A 16,237-nucleotide genomic window follows, 5' to 3' on the forward strand; every position below is an offset into this window, starting at 1 on the left:
GTCTGTTGCCTCCTTGCCGGCGGTTCGGTCGGCCGGGCTACTGGCCCGGGATCCTGACGGGCGGGGTGAACGGGTTCTTCATCGGGCCGAGGGCGTCGAGGTCCACCTCGACGAGCGTGGGGCCGTCCGAGGCGACGGCTTGGCCGAGCACCGGGCCCGCGTGCTCCTCGGCGGAGATCCGGGCGTACGGCAGGCCGCAGGCGCGGGCCAGGAGCTCGAAGTCGGGGGTGGTGAGGTCGACTCCCGAGCGGCGCTCGCCGTGGTGGTCCTGCATGTTGCGCAGCACTCCGTAGCCGCCGTCGTTGAAGACGATCAGGGTCAGGCGGGGCCGCTCCTGGGCGAGGGTGAGGAGCTCGCCCAGGTGGACGGCGAGCCCGCCGTCGCCCGCCATCACGACGGTGGGCGCGTCGGGCCGCGCGAGCGCCGCGCCGATGCCCATGCCGAGTCCCTGTCCGATGCCTCCGCCTCGCGGGAAGACGTTGTCCTTCGGGTCGTACATCTCCAGGAGGCGGTTGCCCCAGCTGCTGGAGGCGATGGTGACGTCCCGCGCGACGACCGCCTCACGGGGCAGGGCGGCGCGGATCGCGTCACAGATGGCGGCCTGCGGTCCGATGTTGTCGTGCAGGATCGCGCGCACCTCGGTGCGTACGGTGCCGACACGGTCCGTCCAGCCGGGCTCGGCGGGCACGGCGTGCGGGAGCAGGCCCGCCAGTATCCCGGCCGCGTCGCCACGCAGTCCGTGGGCGACCGGGTAGACCCTGCCGAGGGCAGCCGCGTCGACGTCGATCTGGATGTGTGCCGCGGGGAGTTGCAGGGTGTAGTCCGCGGTCTCGTTGGACCGGAAGTGCGTACCGATGGTCACCAGGACGTCCGCGTCGTGGAGCAGGGCGCGCACGGCGGGAGTGGTGGCGAAGTTCCCGATGACCTGCTGGTGGTCCTCGGGCACGCTGCCCCGGCCGGAGTTCGAGGTGATCAGTCCGGCGCCGGTCCGCTCCAGCAGCCTGGCCAGCTCGCCGCGGGCGGTGTCCGCTCCGCCGCCGGCCCAGACGAGCGGGCGGCGCGCTGAGGCCAGGAGGGCTCCCGCGGCGTCGAGTTCGTGTCCGGCCGGCTTCGTGGGGGTCGGCGCCGTGTACGGGGCAGGTTCGTCGGTCTGCGCCGCGTACTGGAGGTCGATGGGCCACTCGACGCTGGCGGGGCCGCCGGGCGCGGTCAGCGCCGAGCGGGCCGCCTCGCGCAGGATCCGGCCCGCCTGCCCGGCGTCCGGCACGCTCGCCGCGTACGCGGAGACGGCCTTCAGCATGCCGAGCTGGTCCTTGGTCTCGTGGATGAACCCCCGCCCGCTGCCCAGGAACCGGCTCTCCACCTGGCCGGTGACGTGCAGCACGGACGCACCCGCGCTGAGCGCCTCGATCAGTGATCCGGCGGCGTTGCCCGCGCCGGTGCCGGTCGAGGTGAGGGCGCAGCCGAGCGTGCCCCGGGCACGGCCGTAGGCGTCGGCGGCGTTGACGGCGGACGCCTCGTGCCGCACGGGCACGAAACGCAGTTCGCGGTCGACGGCCTCGACGAGCGGCAGGTTGTGGACGCTGACGATGCCGAACACGGTGTCGATGCCGAGTTCGCGCAGGACGGTGACGAGGAGATCGCCTCCGTTGTCGTGACGCATGGGGGTCTCCTAGAGGATGGAACGGCCGACGCCGCCGCAGACGTCGATGCTGGTGCCGGTGATGTAGGAGGCGCGGGGGGAGAGCAGGGCGACCACCGCGTACGCGACTTCCTCGGCCCTGCCGAGTCGGCGCAGCGCGATGCCCCGGTCCTCGGCCAGTTTCGCCTGCCAGTCCTCGTACGTCAGACCGGAGTCCGCGGCCGCGTGGCGGCGGGTCCACTGGCCGGTGTCGACGAGGCCGAGGCAGACGGAGTTGACGCGGATGCCCTCGCCCGCGAGTTCGACGGACAGGGACTTGGAGAGGTTGAGGATGCCGGCGCGTGCGGCGCTCGTCGTGATCAGCCGGGTCTCGGGCTGTTTGGCCAGGACCGCGTTGATGTTGACGACGCCGGCCGATCCGGACGCGGCGAGGTGGGGGCGCGCCGCCTGGAGGGGGTTCAGCACCCCCGCGAACTTCAGTTCCAGCTCGTCGCGCCAGTCCTCGGCGGTGGAGTCGTCGAGTCCCTTCATACGGGACTGTCCGGCGTTGTTGACCAGTCCGTCGATGCCGCCGAACCGCTCGGCGGTACGGCGGACGAAGTCGCTCACGGCGCGGGCGTCCCGTACGTCGCAGACGCCGGTGAGCAGGCGGCCGTCGTCGGCGCCGAGGCCGGCGGCGGCCTCCGCCAGCCGGCCGGCGTCGCGGCCGCAGGTGGCGACGCGGGCGCCCTCGTCGAGCAGGGCGCGGACCGTGGCCAGGCCGACGCCCGAGCTGCCGCCGGTGACCACGATGGTGCGGTCGGCGAGGCCCAGATCCATAACTCTTGTCTCCGTCGGTTCAGTTCATGGTGAAGCCGCCGTTGACGGCGATCACCTGTCCGGTCAGATAGCGGGATTCCTCGCCGAGCAGGAAGGAGACGATCCCGGTGAGGTCGTCCGGCTGCTGCGGCCTGGGGATGGCCCGGTTGATGCGGTAGAGGTCGTGCCGCTCGGCGGGCACGGTCTCGGTCGCCTCGCACTCGGTGAGGCCGGGGGCAACCGCGTTGACGGTGATCCCCCTCTCGCCGAGCTCGCGTGCCATGGCGCGGGTCAGCGCGATGACTGCGCCCTTCGAGGCGATGTAGTGGGCGAGGCGCGGGGAGCCGTACAGCGCGGCGTCCGAGGCGAGGTTGACGATGCGTCCGGGGCCGGTGAACAGCGGGTACAGGGCCTTCGACACCAGCCAGGGGCTGCGGGCGTTGACCGCCATCAGCCGGTCCCACACCTCGATGTCGATGTCCTGGAACTCACGTCCGCCCACGCCGTTGGCGAGTGCCGCGTTGTTGACCAGGCCGTACAGCGGGCCCAGTTCGCGTACGGCGCCGGCGAGCGCCTCCACCGAGGCGGGGTCGGCGACGTCGCAGCGTACGAAGTGCGCGTCGACGCCCTCCGCGCGCAGGCCGGCCGCGGCGCGCTCCCCCCGCTCCTGTTCCAGTTCGGCGAGGACGACCCGGAAGCCGTCGGTGCCCGCCCGGCGGGCCATGGCCAGTCCCAGGCCACGGCCCGCCCCGGTGACGACGACGGTGCGCCGGCCTGCCGGGGGCTGGTCAGCCACGGGTGACGCCGTGCATCGGCGAGTACTCGGGGTAGGTCGGCACCTGCGGCTTCTGCGTGCCGATGACGACGCAGAACAGGGCGTCGGTGTCGCCCTCGTTCTTGAGGGACCGGGTCACGCCCGCGGGGACGACGATCATGTCGCGGTAGCCGAGGGTGCGGTACTCGGCCTCGTCGGCGCCGCGGTGGATGCCGACCTTGACCTCGCCCTCCAGGACGAAGAAGGCCTCCTCGACGTCGTGGTGGGTGTGGGCCGGGCCCTCGGCGCCGGGCGGCAGGAGCATGTTGGAGAAGGTGAACCCGCCGGAGGGCAGGATACGGCTGTCGCTCTCGTGGTTGCCGGTGGCACCGGAGCCGACGTAACGGATCTGGCCGCGGCGGAACTGCGCTCCGGCCTTCTCCTGGAAGGACAGGGTGTCGAAGTCGGCGACCCGGGAGGCCTTCGTGGCGATCAGGGAGTCGGTGTACGCGGAGAGGTCGTCGCCGTTGTCGTACGCGTCGGTGGTCAGAGGCATGGCGAATGCTCCTATTCGGGGATGGATGCGGTGATGCGGAGGTGGGAGAGCACCCAGGCGTCGAAGTGGCCCGGTTGCTCCTGGTTGGCCAGGTGACCGGCGTCCTTGACGATCACGTAGGCGGTTCTGTGGATGGCCCCTGCGATGGCCTGGCTCGCCTCCACGCCTGTGACCTGGTCCTGTTCACCGCACAGCACGAGGGTGGGAGCGCTGATCGAGGGGAGTTCGGCTCGCAGGTCGGCGGAGGCCATGGATTCGGCGGCGTAGGCGTAGCCCGGCAGCCGCACGGAGGCGGCCATGGTGTCCACGACGTGGCGCACCAGTGCGTCCGGCGCGCCGGGCGAGACGAGCCGCGGGCCCCGGGCCTCGGCGAAGGCGCGGGGGCCGAGCTCGGCGAGGTCGTCGGCCCTGGCGCGCATCCCGGCCGCTCTGTCGTCGTCGGTGCCCGAGCCGGGGCTGGAGTCGGCGACGATCAGTGAGGCGACCAGTTCCGGATGCCGGGTGGCGAGCCGCAGCGCGATCACACCGCCCCAGGAGACGCCGAGGACGTGCGCCGTGGTGGCGCGCTCCCGGATGAGGGCGGCCGCCGCGTCCGCGTAGTCGTCCAGGCCGAGGGCGGCTTCCGGGTCGGGGGACCTGGCGTAGCCGGGGGCGTCCCACGCCACGACCCGTACGTACGCGGAGAGTTCGGCGAGCTGCGGGGCGAAGGCGGCCGAGGACGAGCCGATGCCGTGCAGGCACAGCAGCAGGGGACCCTGGTCGCCCGCCTCCTCGACGTGGACGGCGGCGCTCACAGGATCTGCCCGGTCCGGCCGGCGAGGGCGGCGAGGCTGCGCAGTACGGCGTACGGGACCACCTGGCTGGTGGCGGGATTGCCGGGGTCGGGGAGGTGCGCGACCTCGAAGCGGTACGCGCCGTGTCCCCCGGACGCCTCGATCACATGGCGGGTGTGATGCGCCGCGGGGTCGGCGACGACCTGGACCCGCACAGCGTCCAGGTCGCCGACGGCCAGCGCGACCGAGGCGGCCACGTTCGTCGACTTGGGGAATTTGACCGGGACGTCACGGGCCGTGCCGGACATGACCTCCACCGGCCCGGTCGCCGTCCGCATGCGCGCCAGCAGCTCCTCGTCCATCCAGGGCTGTTCGAGGGTGGACGGCAGCTTGGTGGTGGTCAGCCGGACCTCGTCGAGCGGGCCCAGGGTGCGCACCGCCTGGAGCAGGTCGAGCCCTCCGACGGCTCCGCCCGTGAAGTACACCCGGCCGGGGCCGGCGGCGAGCAGCCGCTTCGTGAGCTCGTCGTCGGTCAGCGCTCCGGTGGAGGCGATCAGCAGATCGGTGCCGGAGGCCAGGACCCGCTCGCCCCATTCGCGTACGACGCCCTGCCCCGCGGCCTCGACGATCAGGTCGCAGGACTCCATGGCCTCCTCGAAGGTGGCCTGACGCACGGGGGCGGCTTCGCCGAGCGGGCGGTTGTCGACGACGCAGACCAGCTCGGCCCCCGTCACCCGGCCTTCGGCGAGCGCGGTGCCGACCACCCGGCCGATGGCACCCCATCCGACGACGGCGACCTTGCGTACGGTGCTCATGCGGTGGCCTCCTGGGCGTCTACGGGAACGAGTGGGCCGGAGCCCGGTGGAGCGGGGACGGCGAGCGGGCCGGGGTCCGGGGAGCCGGCCATGCTGCAGCGGATCTCCCTGGACGGCGCGCCGGCCGTCCCCCAGAGGTCGGAGAGCTCGGGGACCCGCCGCCACACACGGGCGATCCACGCGTCCTCGACGATCTGGGCGACCTCGGAGGTGTACTCGCAGACCAGGCCGGAGGGGTCGGTGAAGTAGGAGAAGGTGTTGTTCCCGGGGCCGTGCCTGCCGGGTCCCCATTGCGGGGTGATGCCGTGGTGGCGCAGCCGTCCGAGGCCGCGCATGAAGTGGTCGACCGAGGTCATCTCGTACGCCACGTGGTTCAGCGAGGTCCACTCCGCCTGGTTGAAGGCGATGCAGTGGTGGTCGCTGTTGCAGCGCAGGAACGCCATCTGGTGCTCGGACCAGTCGGAGACGCGCAGGCCGAGTACGTCGCAGTAGAAGGCGACCGCGGCGTCGATGTCCGTGGTGTTGAGCACGGCGTGGGTCACCCCCACGGGCACGGCGCCGTCCCTGCCGCGTGGCACGACGGCCTCGACCTGGGCGCTGATCTCGATGAGGCGGCCCTCGGGGTCGGTGAACCGCAGTCCGTAGCCGCCGCCGGCCTGGTCCAGCGGGCCGGGGCCGGTGACGGGCACGAGGGAGCGGGCCTCGAGGCGCCGCGCCGCCTGGTCGACCTCGGCGGGTGTGGTGACGGCGAAGGCGATCCGGCCGAGGCCGACCCTGTCCCGCTCGGTCAGGTGCAGGACGTGGTGCTCGTCGCTCGTGCCCCGGAGCCAGCGGGCGCCGGTGTCGGACTCGACGGTCTCGAGACCCCAGACGTCCTCGTAGAAGTCGGCGGCCTCGGTGAAGGCGGGGGTGTGCAGCTCGACGTAGCGCAGCGAGCGGAGCCGGGCGATCGGACCGGGCTGTGGTCGGTTCATGGGGTCCCTCCAGGACGGGCAGGCGTGCCGGGTCAGTTGGCCCACGGAAGCGGCTGGTCCGCGATGCCCCAGTACAGGGACTTCTGGCGCTGGTAGGCGCGGATCGCGTCGAGGCCCTTCTCCGTGCCGAGGCCGCTGTCCTTCCACCCGCTGAAGGGGGTGGAGGCGCTGAACTGCTTGTAGGTGTTGATCCAGACGGTGCCGGCCTCGATCCGGCGGGCCAGTGCCGCTGCGGCGCGCAGGTCACGGGTCCAGATCCCGCAGGCCAGGCCGTACACCGAGTCGTTGGCCTGCCGGACCAGGTCGTCCTCGTCGTCGTAGGGCAGTGCGACCAGGACCGGGCCGAAGATCTCCTCCTGGCAGGTGCGCGAGGTGTTCTCGAGGCCGTCCAGCACGGTGGGCAGGTAGTACGCACCGTTTTCGTACAGTTCGCCCTCCGGTACCGATCCGCCGCACAGCACGCGGGCGCCTTCGGACCGGGCGAGGTCGACATGGGCGGCGACGGAGTCGCGGTGCCTGTGGTGCACCAGGGGGCCGACCTGGGTGGCCGGGTCGGTGCCGGGGCCCACCCGCAGCGCGCGGACGCGCTCGACGAGCTCACCGACGAAGGAGTCGTAGATCTCCCGCGCGACGAAGAGCCGGGAGCCCGCGATGCAGGACTGGCCGCTGGACGAGAAGATCCCGAACATCACACCTGCCAGGGCCTGCTCGATGTCGGCGTCGGCGCGCACGATAGTCGGTGACTTGCCGCCGAGTTCCAGTGAGGCGGGGATGAGCTTGTGGGCGGCGATGCCGGCGATGGACCGGCCGGTCTCCGTGCCCCCGGTGAAGCCGATGCGGCCCACGAGGGGGTGCCGCACGAGGGCGTCACCGACCACCCGGCCGCTTCCGGGCAGCACGGAGATCAGTGCGGCCGGCAGCCGGAACTCGTCGAGCGCCCTGAGGATCAGCCGCCCGAGCGCCAGGGAGACGAGGGGGGTCCAGGCCGCCGGCTTGAGGATCACGGCGTTGCCGGCGGCGAGGGCGGGGGCGATCTTCTGCGCGTCGCTGGCGACCGGGGAGTTCCAGGGGTTGATCGCGCCGACGACGCCGATCGGCTCGTGCGTACTCACCGTCACGTAGGGGCCGCGGGACGGGGTCACCGCGTCCTGCGCCGTCTCCAGGACGGCCGCCAGGTAGCGGAAGGTGCCCGCCGCGCTGAGCGCGAGGGCCCTCGTCTCGGCGAGGGTCTTGCCGGTGTCGGCGGTCTGCAGGGCGGAGAGCTCGTCGGCGGCCTCTTCGGTGAGTTCGCCGATCCGGTGCAGCAGACGGGCCCGTTCGTGGGCGGGCAGGTCACGCCAGGCGGGGTCCGCCACGGCCTTCGCCGCGGCCTCGGCCGCTTCGGCGACCTCGTCCGCCGAGGCGGAGTGGACGGTGGCGAGGAGGTGGCCGGTGGCCGGGTCGATCGTGTCGACGGGCTCACCCGCACCGCGTCGCCACTGGCCCGCGATCAGGATGTCGGTGGGGAACTTGAGCACGGGTGGACCTCCGGGCGAGGCGAAAAAAGGGCGGACTCCGGGTGCGGACAGGCTCGTCGGGTGACCACCACCGGACTGCCGAAGTACTAGAAATCTAAGCGCTTAAGTAATTCCGCACAAGACCCCGAGGTGAAATCGTTGCCGAGAAGGCCTTGAGCACCACATCCGGGGCATCGATGATGGTGGTCGGGTTACGGGGAGCAAGCTTCCTAAGCTCTTAACTATTGACCGCTTAGATATAGGCCCCTACTGTCTCCGCAACCCATCTGCCCGCGGAAGGACCCCCTCCATGACGACTGTGGCCGGCAAGCCCGCTCTCGGCTCCATTGCCGCGAGACTTGAACGACTGCCGCACTCGCGCTGGCACATCAAGGTCCGGTTCCTGATCGGCGCCGTCACCTTCTTCGAGGCGTTCGACCAGCTGCTGGCCGCTTCCGCGCTCCCCGTCCTGATGAAGGAGTGGAACCTGTCCACGGGGCAGGCCACCTTCGCCGTCACGTCCGCGTCGATCGGCATGCTGCTCGGTGCCCTGGCCGCCGGCTGGCTGGGCGACCGCATCGGTCGCGTGCGTACGGTCGCCCTGGGTGTCGCGATCACAGGTCTCTCCAGCCTCGCCGTCGCCCTCTCGGGCGGCATCGAGATGTTCTCCCTCTTCCGGTTCGTACAGGGCCTCGGGATCGGCGGCGTCGTTCCTGTCGCGGCCACCTACATCAACGAGATCGCCCGGTCGGACAAGCGGGGCCGCTTCGTCCTGCTCTACGAGATGATCTTCCCGGCCGGCCTCGCGGCCGCCACGCTGCTCGCCGTATGGGTGATCCCCGCCTTCGGCTGGCGCGCGATGTTCCTCATCGGCGCGCTTCCGGTCCTGATCGCCGTCATGCTGCCGCGCCACGTCGAGGAGTCCCCGCGATGGCTGCTCTCACGCGGCCGTACGGCCGAGGCAGAGGCGGCCATCGCCAGGATCGAGGCGGAGGTGGCCCGCGCCACCTCCGAAGAGCTTCCCGGGCCGGCCCCGTCCGTGAACCCGGTGGACGAGCCCAAGGGCACCCTCATGGACCTGTTCCGAGGGCGCTACCTGCGCCGGACCTCCGTACTGGCGGGCCTGTGGTTCGCGGCGTACTACGTGAACCACGGCATTTCCACCTGGCTGCCCTCGCTCTACACTAAGGAGTTCGGCCTGGATCTCACCACGGCCCTCGTCTTCACCCTGCTCAGCAACGTCACAGGTCTGCTGGGCACCTTCGTCATGGCGATGCTGATCGACCGCACCGGCCGGAGGCCCGCGCTGATCGGCGCGTTCGTCGGAACGGCGCTCTCACTCGGCGTACTGGCGCTCGCCGGTGCGACCTCGGGCGGCCAGGTCGCCCTCTTCGCCTCCTGTACGACGTTCTTCCTGTACGCGATCAACGCGGGGCTCTACCTGTACTCCCCTGAGCTGTACCCCACCTTCAACCGGGCCAAGGGCGCGGCCTTCGGCGGCCTGTGGAACCGGTTCGGCGTCATCCTGGGACCGGTGGCCGTCGGCGCGATCATCGGGGCGGGCGGCGGCCTGGCCCTGGTCTTCGCGCAGCTCGCCGTGATGGGGGCCGTGGGTGCGGTGATCGCCTGGTTCGCGGTCGAGACCAAGGGCAGGACGCTGGAGGAGCTCAACGCCTGAGCACGCACGGGACAGCGCATGAACACGGACGGTTCAGCCGCCTGGACCCGGACGCCTCAAGCGCCTGATCGAGCCGCTTCGGGGCCCGCCGCCTCCACGGTCGGGCGGGAGGCCGTGGACCTCGGTGAGGCGGCGGTCCCGCGGCTGAGCCTCCCATCACCTCAGCGGTAAGATTCTCAGTGCCGTGAGAAGCCGGGGGGACGCCGGCCGACGCCGTACAAGGGGATGAGATGGCAGCAGCAAGGCCTGCGGACCAGGACGCCGTGGCCAAGGTGATCGAGGACTGGGCCCGGGAACGGCCCGAGCTGGACACGAGCCCGCTCGAGGTCCTCGCCCGCCTCCACCGCTCCTTCCTGCGCTACAGCACCGGCCTCACCGAGTCCATCGAGCGGCACGGTCTGTCCGTGGCGGGTTTCGACGTCCTGACCGCGCTGCGCAGGTCCGGCGAGCCGTACCGGCTGACGGCCGGGCAGCTCGCCGACTCCGGGCTGGTGTCGTCAGCGGGGGTGACCCTTCGCATCGACCGCCTGGAGAAGGACGGCCTCATCGTCCGTGAGCGGGACACGCAGGACCGCAGGGTCGTGTACTGCCGCCTGACGGACAAGGGACTCGCCACGGTGGACACGGCGTTCGCCGAACACCTGGACAACGAGAACCGGATGCTGGCAGGGCTGTCCCCCTCCGAGCGCCGGCAACTCGCACGGCTTCTGCGCAAGCTGGAGATCTCGATCCTCGACGCCGACGAGGAGCGGGCCGGCGCCACGCGGTAGCCGGGGCCCGGATCTCCGGTGTGCGCCTCGTCAGCCGGCCCGGCGACGTTCCTGACGCCCTCCCTCGGCCTTGCGACGGCACACGGGGGCGGGGCGGGGCCGGGCAGGCCCCATCAACGTTTCACGCGGTTGCGGACCGCCAGGACGGCAAGGCCCAGCAGGACGGGTTGCGTGAGGCGGGAGGCCATCTCGGTGTACGTTCCCGCGGTGGTGAGCTCTTGGCCGGACGAGCGGAAGACCACTGAGTTGATCACCACCCGTAGGGCCTTCTCGAAGCGCTCGGTGGTGAGACGTCCGGTCACCGGCCCGGCGGGGTTGACCGGGTCCGGGGTCTCGGTGACGAGGGCCATGTCCTGCCCCACAGCCACCTGCCTGCCTTTGGTCAGAGGCTTCGGATCATCGGCCGGAAGCCCCCACAGCATCATGGCCAGCAGCGTGCCGGTCATGGCCGCCACCAGCCAGATCAGGGCACGCGCGGCCCGTAACCCGTAGCCGCTCAGGGCCCAGTACGAGGTCAGCAGCGCACGTTCCGACCTCGTCCTGCTCGCGTCGTGGCGGCGCATCTCCATCTCGCCGTAGTAGAAGTCCGCCGCGTCGGGCTCGTTCCTGCCGTCCTCCAAGGACTTGCGCAATTGCCGGTACAGCGCGGCGATCGCGGCCGGCCGCAGGCCGGGGGCGCCGTCCGGTGCCTTTGTCCAGCCACGTCTTCGTCCAGGCGTCCGGCCGGCCCGAGCGCGCCAGTGATGCTCCTCGGCCAGCACTTTGCGGGCGCTCCACGGCCGCCTCGTACCGGGGGGAGGCACGGCGAAGGTGCACCAGCCGTCCACCCGCAGCTGGTCGAGATGGACGGCGCCCGCGAACCGGCAGGCGCTCAGGTCGATGTCGTGCAGCATCAGGTGCGCCGCGTCCACCCCGTTCACGGAAACCAGCCGGACGCCGGGGTCGCCGGGGAGTCCGTCCTCCGGCAGCGGGTCCGAGCGGCCGGCGGCGAACGGAGTGGCACGGGCCGCGACCGTCACCGGGTACTCGCACACCGCGTCGGTCAGATCCAGATCGGCATGCCGCAGCCGCAGGGTCGCCGTCGAGGCCCAGCGGGTCCGTCCGCAGTCCAGACCGGAGGCCGCCGCTTCAATGATGACCGGGCCGTCGAACACCGCGTTCCGCAGCGAAATCGTCTGAGGGCTCACCAGCGGCCCCAGGACCGGGGTCATGGCGAAGCGAGCCCAGCCGAATGACACTCCGCACTCGAAACGGGCCCCCGAGAAGGCCGCCCGCCCCTCGAACTCGGCAGAGTTGAAGCCCGTTTCGCTGCTGAAACGCACTCCGTTGAAATCGGCGTCGTCGGCGAAGCCCGCGCCGTCGAACTGCACCGTGCCGAACCTCGCGCCACCCATCCAGGCCACGTCGTGGAACCGGGCGCTGAGGAACTCGGCCTCACCGTGGAAACGCGCTTTGTGGAACAGCGCCTGGCCTTCGAACCGCGCCTGCACGAAGCTCGACTCGCCCTCGAAGCAGGCATCGGCGAAGTCCGCCGCCGCCGCGAAGCATGTCTTGCGGAACCCCGCGAAACCCTGGAACCGCGCAGCACGGAAGTGAGCGTCCGAAGAGAACTCGGCTTCGTGGAAGAAGGCCCCGTCAGGAAAGACCGCCTCCTCGAACCGGGCGTGCCCCAGGATCGGGCGGCGGCTCTCCGGGTCGCGCACGGCTCCGAGCAGTTCGTCCACCAGGGCTCGGCCGAGGGTGGTACCCCGGTGGTCGATGTCGGCGCCGGGATGCAGCGATGCCAGATAGACGGCACGGTCCGCGGGCTCCAGGTGTGCCAGGCAGTCGCTGTGCCCCGCCACGGGGGTACCACAGCAGTCGGGGCGGCCGCAGCCGTGGGAATACCGTCGCTCGGGGCTCGAAGGCGTCATGCCTCGATGACGTCCCACGGGGTTCTGCGGTTGCCTGGCATCGGTGCGATGTCCCGGCCAGGTCCGAGTGCGTTCGGCCACGGCCGTCGGGCGGCACCGATTGCATGATCAAAATCGGGTGCGGTTAACATATGAGCACCGCCTAGCTCGAAAGATGGACTTGTGACTGCCACCGAGGACTCGTTCACCAATTGGAAGACCCGCGAGGAGATCGCGGAGTCGATGATCCCGATCATCGGGAAGCTGCACCGGGAGCGGGACGTCACGATCCTGCTCCACAGCCGCTCCCTGGTGAACAAGTCGGTGGTCAGCATCCTCAAGACCCACCGGTTCGCCCGGCAGATAGCCGGTGAGGAGCTCTCGGTCACCGAGACGCTGCCGTTCCTGCACGCCCTCTCCGCACTCGACCTCGGGCCGTCGCAGATCGACATCGGCATGCTCGCCGCGACGTTCAGGAGCGACGACCGCGGTCTGTCGGTGGACGAGTTCACGGCCGAGGCCGTGGCGGGTGCGACGGGCGCCAACAAGACGGAGCGCCGCGAGGCGCGCGACGTCGTCCTCTACGGTTTCGGCCGCATCGGCCGCCTCCTGGCCCGCCTGCTCATCGAGAAGACCGGCTCCGGCAACGGTCTGCGCCTGCGCGCCATCGTCGTACGCCAGGGTGCCGGACAGGACATCGTGAAGCGCGCCTCGCTGCTGCGCCGCGACTCCATCCACGGCCAGTTCCAGGGCACTATCACCGTGGACGAGGCGAACAGCCGGATCATCGCCAACGGCAACGAGATCCAGGTGATCTACTCCGACGACCCGACGGCGGTGGACTACACGGCACACGGCATCAAGGACGCCATCCTCATCGACAACACGGGCCGCTGGCGGGACCGTGAGGGCCTGTCCAAGCACCTGAGGCCCGGTATCGCGAAGGTCGTCCTGACCGCGCCCGGCAAGGGCGACGTCCCCAACATCGTGCACGGCGTCAACCAGGACATGATCAAGCCGGACGAGCGGATCATCTCCTGCGCCTCCTGCACCACCAACGCGATCGTCCCGCCGCTGAAGGCGATGGCCGACGAGTACGGCGTGCTGCGCGGACACGTGGAGACCGTCCACTCCTTCACCAACGACCAGAACCTGCTGGACAATTACCACAACTCGGACCGCCGTGGCCGATCCGCGCCGCTCAACATGGTCATCACCGAGACAGGCGCCGCCTCGGCCGTCACCAAGGCGCTGCCGGACCTCGACGCCAAGATCACCGGCAGCTCGATCCGCGTCCCGGTGCCGGACGTCTCGATCGCGATCCTGAACCTGCAGCTCGGGCGCGAAACCGACCGTGAGGAGGTCCTCGACTATCTCCGCAACGTGTCGCTGACCTCGCCGCTCAGGCGGCAGATCGACTTCATCACGGCTCCCGACGCGGTGTCGAGCGACTTCATCGGCTCGCGCCACGCCTCGATCGTGGACGCCGGCGCCACCAAGGTCGAGGGCGACAACGCGATCCTCTACCTCTGGTACGACAACGAGTTCGGCTACTCCTCGCAGGTCGTCCGGGTCGTCCAGCACGTGTCCGGAGTCGAGTACCCGACCTACCCGGCCCCGGCGGTCTGATCCGTCCGGTCCCACGGCTCCTGGTGCCGCGAGGCGGCGCCGGGAGCCGCCGCCGGCCAGTACGGTGCGGCGTGTGCGTGCGTGCGACATGTCTGGTTCTTCGGCTCGTGTGTCCCCGGCCTTGAGCAGGGTGAGGAACACCTGAGGCGCGATCGGCTCGTGCCACGGTGCGTCGGGAACTGCTCGGCACGGCTGTGGCCGGGAACAGCGGTCCGGACGCGGAGGAAGCTCAGAGGAGGTCGGCCTCTGCCGTGCCGGGCAGCGGCTGTTCGGCCCAGATGGTCTTGCCCGTCCCGGTGTAGCGCGTTCCCCAGCGCTCGGTGAGACTGGCGACGAGCAGGAGACCGCGTCCGCCCTCGTCGAAGATCCGGGCACGGCGCAGATGAGGAGCGGTGCTGCTGCCGTCGAAGACCTCGCAGATGAGCGCGGTGTCCCGGATGAGGCGGAGCCGGATCGGATCACCGCCGTAGCGGATGGCGTTGGTGACCAGTTCGCTGACGACCAGCTCCGTGGTGAACACGGCGTCGTCCAGACCCCATGCCGTCAGCTGCGCGGCAGCCCGTTCGCGGGCGGTGGCCACGACGGCCGGATCGGCTGCGAGGTCCCATGAGGCGTAGTGGCCCGCGTCCAGACGCCGGGTCCGCGCCAGCAGCAGGGCGACGTCGTCGTTCGGCTGCTCAGGAACGAGTGCGTCCATGACGGTGTCGCAGGCCTCTTCGAGGGAGAGCACCGGGCGCCCGAGCAGTTCCCGCAGCTCGGCGAGAGACGTGTCGATGTCCCTCTCGGCCGTCTCGACCAGGCCGTCGGTGTAGAGGGCCAGCCGACTGCCCTCGGGCAGCTCGAACTCGGCCGCCTCGAAGGCCAGGCCCCCCACTCCGAGCGGCGGGCCGGAGGGCAGCCGCAGCTGTTCGACGGTGCCGTCGGGGCGGACCAGCATCGGCTCGGGGTGGCCCGCTCGTGCCATGGTGCAGCATCCCGCCGCCGGGTCGTACACGGCGTAGAGGCAGGTCGCCCCGGCGACCGTCGCTCCTTCGGCGCTGTCCGCCGGCTGTTCGCGGTCGAGTGTCAGAACCAGCGCGTCGAGCTGGGTGAGCAGTTCCTCGGGGGCGAGGTCGACGTCGGCCAGGGTGCGCACGGCGGTGCGGAGTCTGCCCATCGTGGCCGTGGCGTGGAGCCCGTGGCCGACCACGTCACCGACCACCAGGGCGACCCGGGCGCCGGACAGGGGGATGACGTCGAACCAGTCCCCGCCGATCCCGGCCCCGTCGGTGTTGGGGAGATAGCGCGCGGTGACCTCGACGGCCTTCTGCCGGGCTGCCCTGCGGGGCAGCAGGCTGCGTTGCAGGGCGAGTGCGGTGGCCCGCTCACGGGTGTACCGGCGTGCGTTGTCCACGCAGACGGCCGCCCGCGAGACCAGCTCCGCGGCGAGCTGCAGATCGGCGGCGCCGAAGGCCCCGGGGGTCCTGTGGCGGCAGAACAGCGTCGTTCCCAGGGTGACGCCACGGGCCTGCAACGGGACCACCATCACCGAATGGATCCTGTGTTCACGCATGCTCCTCGACCGCGTGGGTTCGCCCGTCGCCCAGAGCCGCAGGGCGTCGTCGTCGAGGGTGATGCGCGCCGGCTGTCCTTCGATCAGTGCGCGGCCCACCATCGAGTCACGGTCGTAGGCGTGGATGCCGCCGAGCGGGACGACCGACTCCGGACACCCGTCGAGAACGGACTTCTGGGCCACCCGGTGGAAGTCGATGGAGTCCCGGTGTGCCACCGAGCGGGCCTCGTCCCCCGTCAGGGCCTCGGACAGCAGGTCGACCGTGACGAAGTCGGCGAAGTCCTCGACGGCGAGCTGCGCGAGCTCCTCCGCCGTCCGGCCCACGTCGAGGGTGCTGCCGATGCGCATGCTGGCCTTGTTCAGCACGGCCAGGCGACGGCGCGCCCAGAACTGCTCCGTGGTGTCGAGCGTCACGACGGACACACCTTGCACCTCGCCGGCGGCATCGCACACGGGTGACATCGCCGCCTGCCAGATGTGCTCGCTGCCCGCCACCATCAGGTGCGTCTCGTACGGCTCTCCCACACCCGTCCTCAGCACGCGGGCGATGGCTTCGGCGAGGCCCTCCCCGCCTTCCAGGAACAGTCCGGGTTCGACCTCCCCGGGCCGCAGCCCCACGATCGACGCCTCGGGCCTGCCGACCGAATCGGCGGCCGCCCGGTTCGCCATGGCGAGCAGCTGGTCCCTGCCGAAGTAGGCCACCGGCACCGGTAGCTGCTCAAGGATCTCGCAGCGCACACGTTCGGACGGCAGGCAGAGGCCGTCGGCAGCCGTCGGTGTGGGTTCACCGCCGCCGCCGGACGGACGTACACGGCCCGACTCGTCCATGCTCATGGGCCCATCACTCGTCCTCCCCGCCTAGGCAGGCCGCCCACGAACACACATATGCGACCTGTGTTCAAGAATGC

The 16,237-nt window shown here is 71.0% G+C and carries 13 protein-coding genes; 3 read left to right on the forward strand and 10 right to left on the reverse strand.

Going from position 1 to position 16,237, the window contains the following annotated elements:
• Positions 1-37: 37 nt before the first annotated feature.
• The 8 genes from ACHFIV_RS17375 to ACHFIV_RS17410 are packed head-to-tail and all read right to left on the reverse strand — an operon-like array spanning position 38 to position 7,829.
• Complete coding sequence (locus ACHFIV_RS17375; protein ID WP_398969325.1) at positions 38-1,663, reverse strand: thiamine pyrophosphate-binding protein; 1,626 nt, start codon at positions 1,661-1,663, stop codon at positions 38-40.
• 9 nt (positions 1,664-1,672) lie between these two features.
• Positions 1,673-2,461, reverse strand: a complete 789-nt coding sequence (locus ACHFIV_RS17380; protein WP_398969327.1) for an SDR family oxidoreductase — start codon at positions 2,459-2,461, stop codon at positions 1,673-1,675.
• Between the two features lie 19 nt (positions 2,462-2,480).
• Positions 2,481-3,236 (reverse strand): SDR family oxidoreductase, encoded by a 756-nt coding sequence (locus tag ACHFIV_RS17385; protein ID WP_398969329.1) that lies wholly within the window; start codon positions 3,234-3,236, stop codon positions 2,481-2,483.
• Positions 3,229-3,750, reverse strand: a complete 522-nt coding sequence (locus ACHFIV_RS17390; protein ID WP_129260692.1) for a cupin domain-containing protein — start codon at positions 3,748-3,750, stop codon at positions 3,229-3,231. The genes ACHFIV_RS17385 and ACHFIV_RS17390 overlap by 8 nt, the downstream gene beginning before the upstream one ends.
• An 11-nt stretch (positions 3,751-3,761) precedes the next feature.
• Complete coding sequence (locus ACHFIV_RS17395; protein WP_398969334.1) at positions 3,762-4,544, reverse strand: alpha/beta fold hydrolase; 783 nt, start codon at positions 4,542-4,544, stop codon at positions 3,762-3,764.
• A complete protein-coding gene (locus ACHFIV_RS17400; RefSeq protein WP_398969337.1) occupies positions 4,541-5,338 on the reverse strand; it encodes an aspartate dehydrogenase domain-containing protein in 798 nt (265 codons plus the stop codon). The genes ACHFIV_RS17395 and ACHFIV_RS17400 overlap by 4 nt, the downstream gene beginning before the upstream one ends.
• A complete protein-coding gene (locus ACHFIV_RS17405) occupies positions 5,335-6,312 on the reverse strand; it encodes a VOC family protein (protein ID WP_398969340.1) in 978 nt (325 codons plus the stop codon). Before ACHFIV_RS17405 ends, ACHFIV_RS17400 begins: the two co-directional genes overlap by 4 nt.
• Positions 6,313-6,344: 32 nt before the next feature.
• A complete protein-coding gene (locus tag ACHFIV_RS17410) occupies positions 6,345-7,829 on the reverse strand; it encodes an aldehyde dehydrogenase family protein (protein WP_398969342.1) in 1,485 nt (494 codons plus the stop codon).
• A gap of 289 nt (positions 7,830-8,118) precedes the next feature.
• Here ACHFIV_RS17410 and ACHFIV_RS17415 point away from each other — a divergent pair, with 289 nt between their 5' ends.
• Positions 8,119-9,486, forward strand: a complete 1,368-nt coding sequence (locus ACHFIV_RS17415) for an MFS transporter (protein WP_398969345.1) — start codon at positions 8,119-8,121, stop codon at positions 9,484-9,486.
• A 230-nt stretch (positions 9,487-9,716) separates the two neighbouring features.
• On the forward strand, positions 9,717-10,256 hold the full coding sequence (locus tag ACHFIV_RS17420) for a MarR family winged helix-turn-helix transcriptional regulator (RefSeq protein ID WP_398969348.1): 540 nt from the start codon (positions 9,717-9,719) through the stop codon (positions 10,254-10,256).
• 113 nt (positions 10,257-10,369) lie between these two features.
• Here ACHFIV_RS17420 and ACHFIV_RS17425 read toward each other — a convergent pair whose 3' ends face one another.
• On the reverse strand, positions 10,370-12,100 hold the full coding sequence (locus ACHFIV_RS17425) for a pentapeptide repeat-containing protein (RefSeq protein WP_398969350.1): 1,731 nt from the start codon (positions 12,098-12,100) through the stop codon (positions 10,370-10,372).
• A 231-nt stretch (positions 12,101-12,331) separates the two neighbouring features.
• Between ACHFIV_RS17425 and ACHFIV_RS17430 the strand changes: the two genes are divergently transcribed.
• Positions 12,332-13,777, forward strand: coding sequence for a glyceraldehyde-3-phosphate dehydrogenase (locus tag ACHFIV_RS17430; protein ID WP_398969353.1), 1,446 nt, complete (start codon positions 12,332-12,334; stop codon positions 13,775-13,777).
• A gap of 229 nt (positions 13,778-14,006) precedes the next feature.
• On the opposite strand, the gene ACHFIV_RS17435 is transcribed toward ACHFIV_RS17430, so the two are convergent.
• Positions 14,007-16,163, reverse strand: a complete 2,157-nt coding sequence (locus ACHFIV_RS17435; RefSeq protein ID WP_398969355.1) for a SpoIIE family protein phosphatase — start codon at positions 16,161-16,163, stop codon at positions 14,007-14,009.
• Positions 16,164-16,237: the final 74 nt, after the last annotated feature.

This window comes from Streptomyces sp. ALB3, assembly GCF_044385685.1.
GTDB lineage: Bacteria > Actinomycetota > Actinomycetes > Streptomycetales > Streptomycetaceae > Streptomyces.

Bases quoted from the DNA above. Each gene is read 5' to 3' on its own strand.
- ACHFIV_RS17375 (WP_398969325.1), bottom strand. From the start codon at position 1,663: ATGCGTCACGACAACGGAGGCGATCTCCTCGTCACCGTCCTGCGCGAA.
- ACHFIV_RS17380 (WP_398969327.1), bottom strand. From the start codon at position 2,461: ATGGATCTGGGCCTCGCCGACCGCACCATCGTGGTCACCGGCGGCAGC.
- ACHFIV_RS17390 (WP_129260692.1), bottom strand. From the start codon at position 3,750: ATGCCTCTGACCACCGACGCGTACGACAACGGCGACGACCTCTCCGCG.
- ACHFIV_RS17400 (WP_398969337.1), bottom strand. From the start codon at position 5,338: ATGAGCACCGTACGCAAGGTCGCCGTCGTCGGATGGGGTGCCATCGGC.
- ACHFIV_RS17405 (WP_398969340.1), bottom strand. From the start codon at position 6,312: ATGAACCGACCACAGCCCGGTCCGATCGCCCGGCTCCGCTCGCTGCGC.
- ACHFIV_RS17415 (WP_398969345.1), top strand. From the start codon at position 8,119: ATGACGACTGTGGCCGGCAAGCCCGCTCTCGGCTCCATTGCCGCGAGA.
- ACHFIV_RS17420 (WP_398969348.1), top strand. From the start codon at position 9,717: ATGGCAGCAGCAAGGCCTGCGGACCAGGACGCCGTGGCCAAGGTGATC.
- ACHFIV_RS17435 (WP_398969355.1), bottom strand. From the start codon at position 16,163: ATGAGCATGGACGAGTCGGGCCGTGTACGTCCGTCCGGCGGCGGCGGT.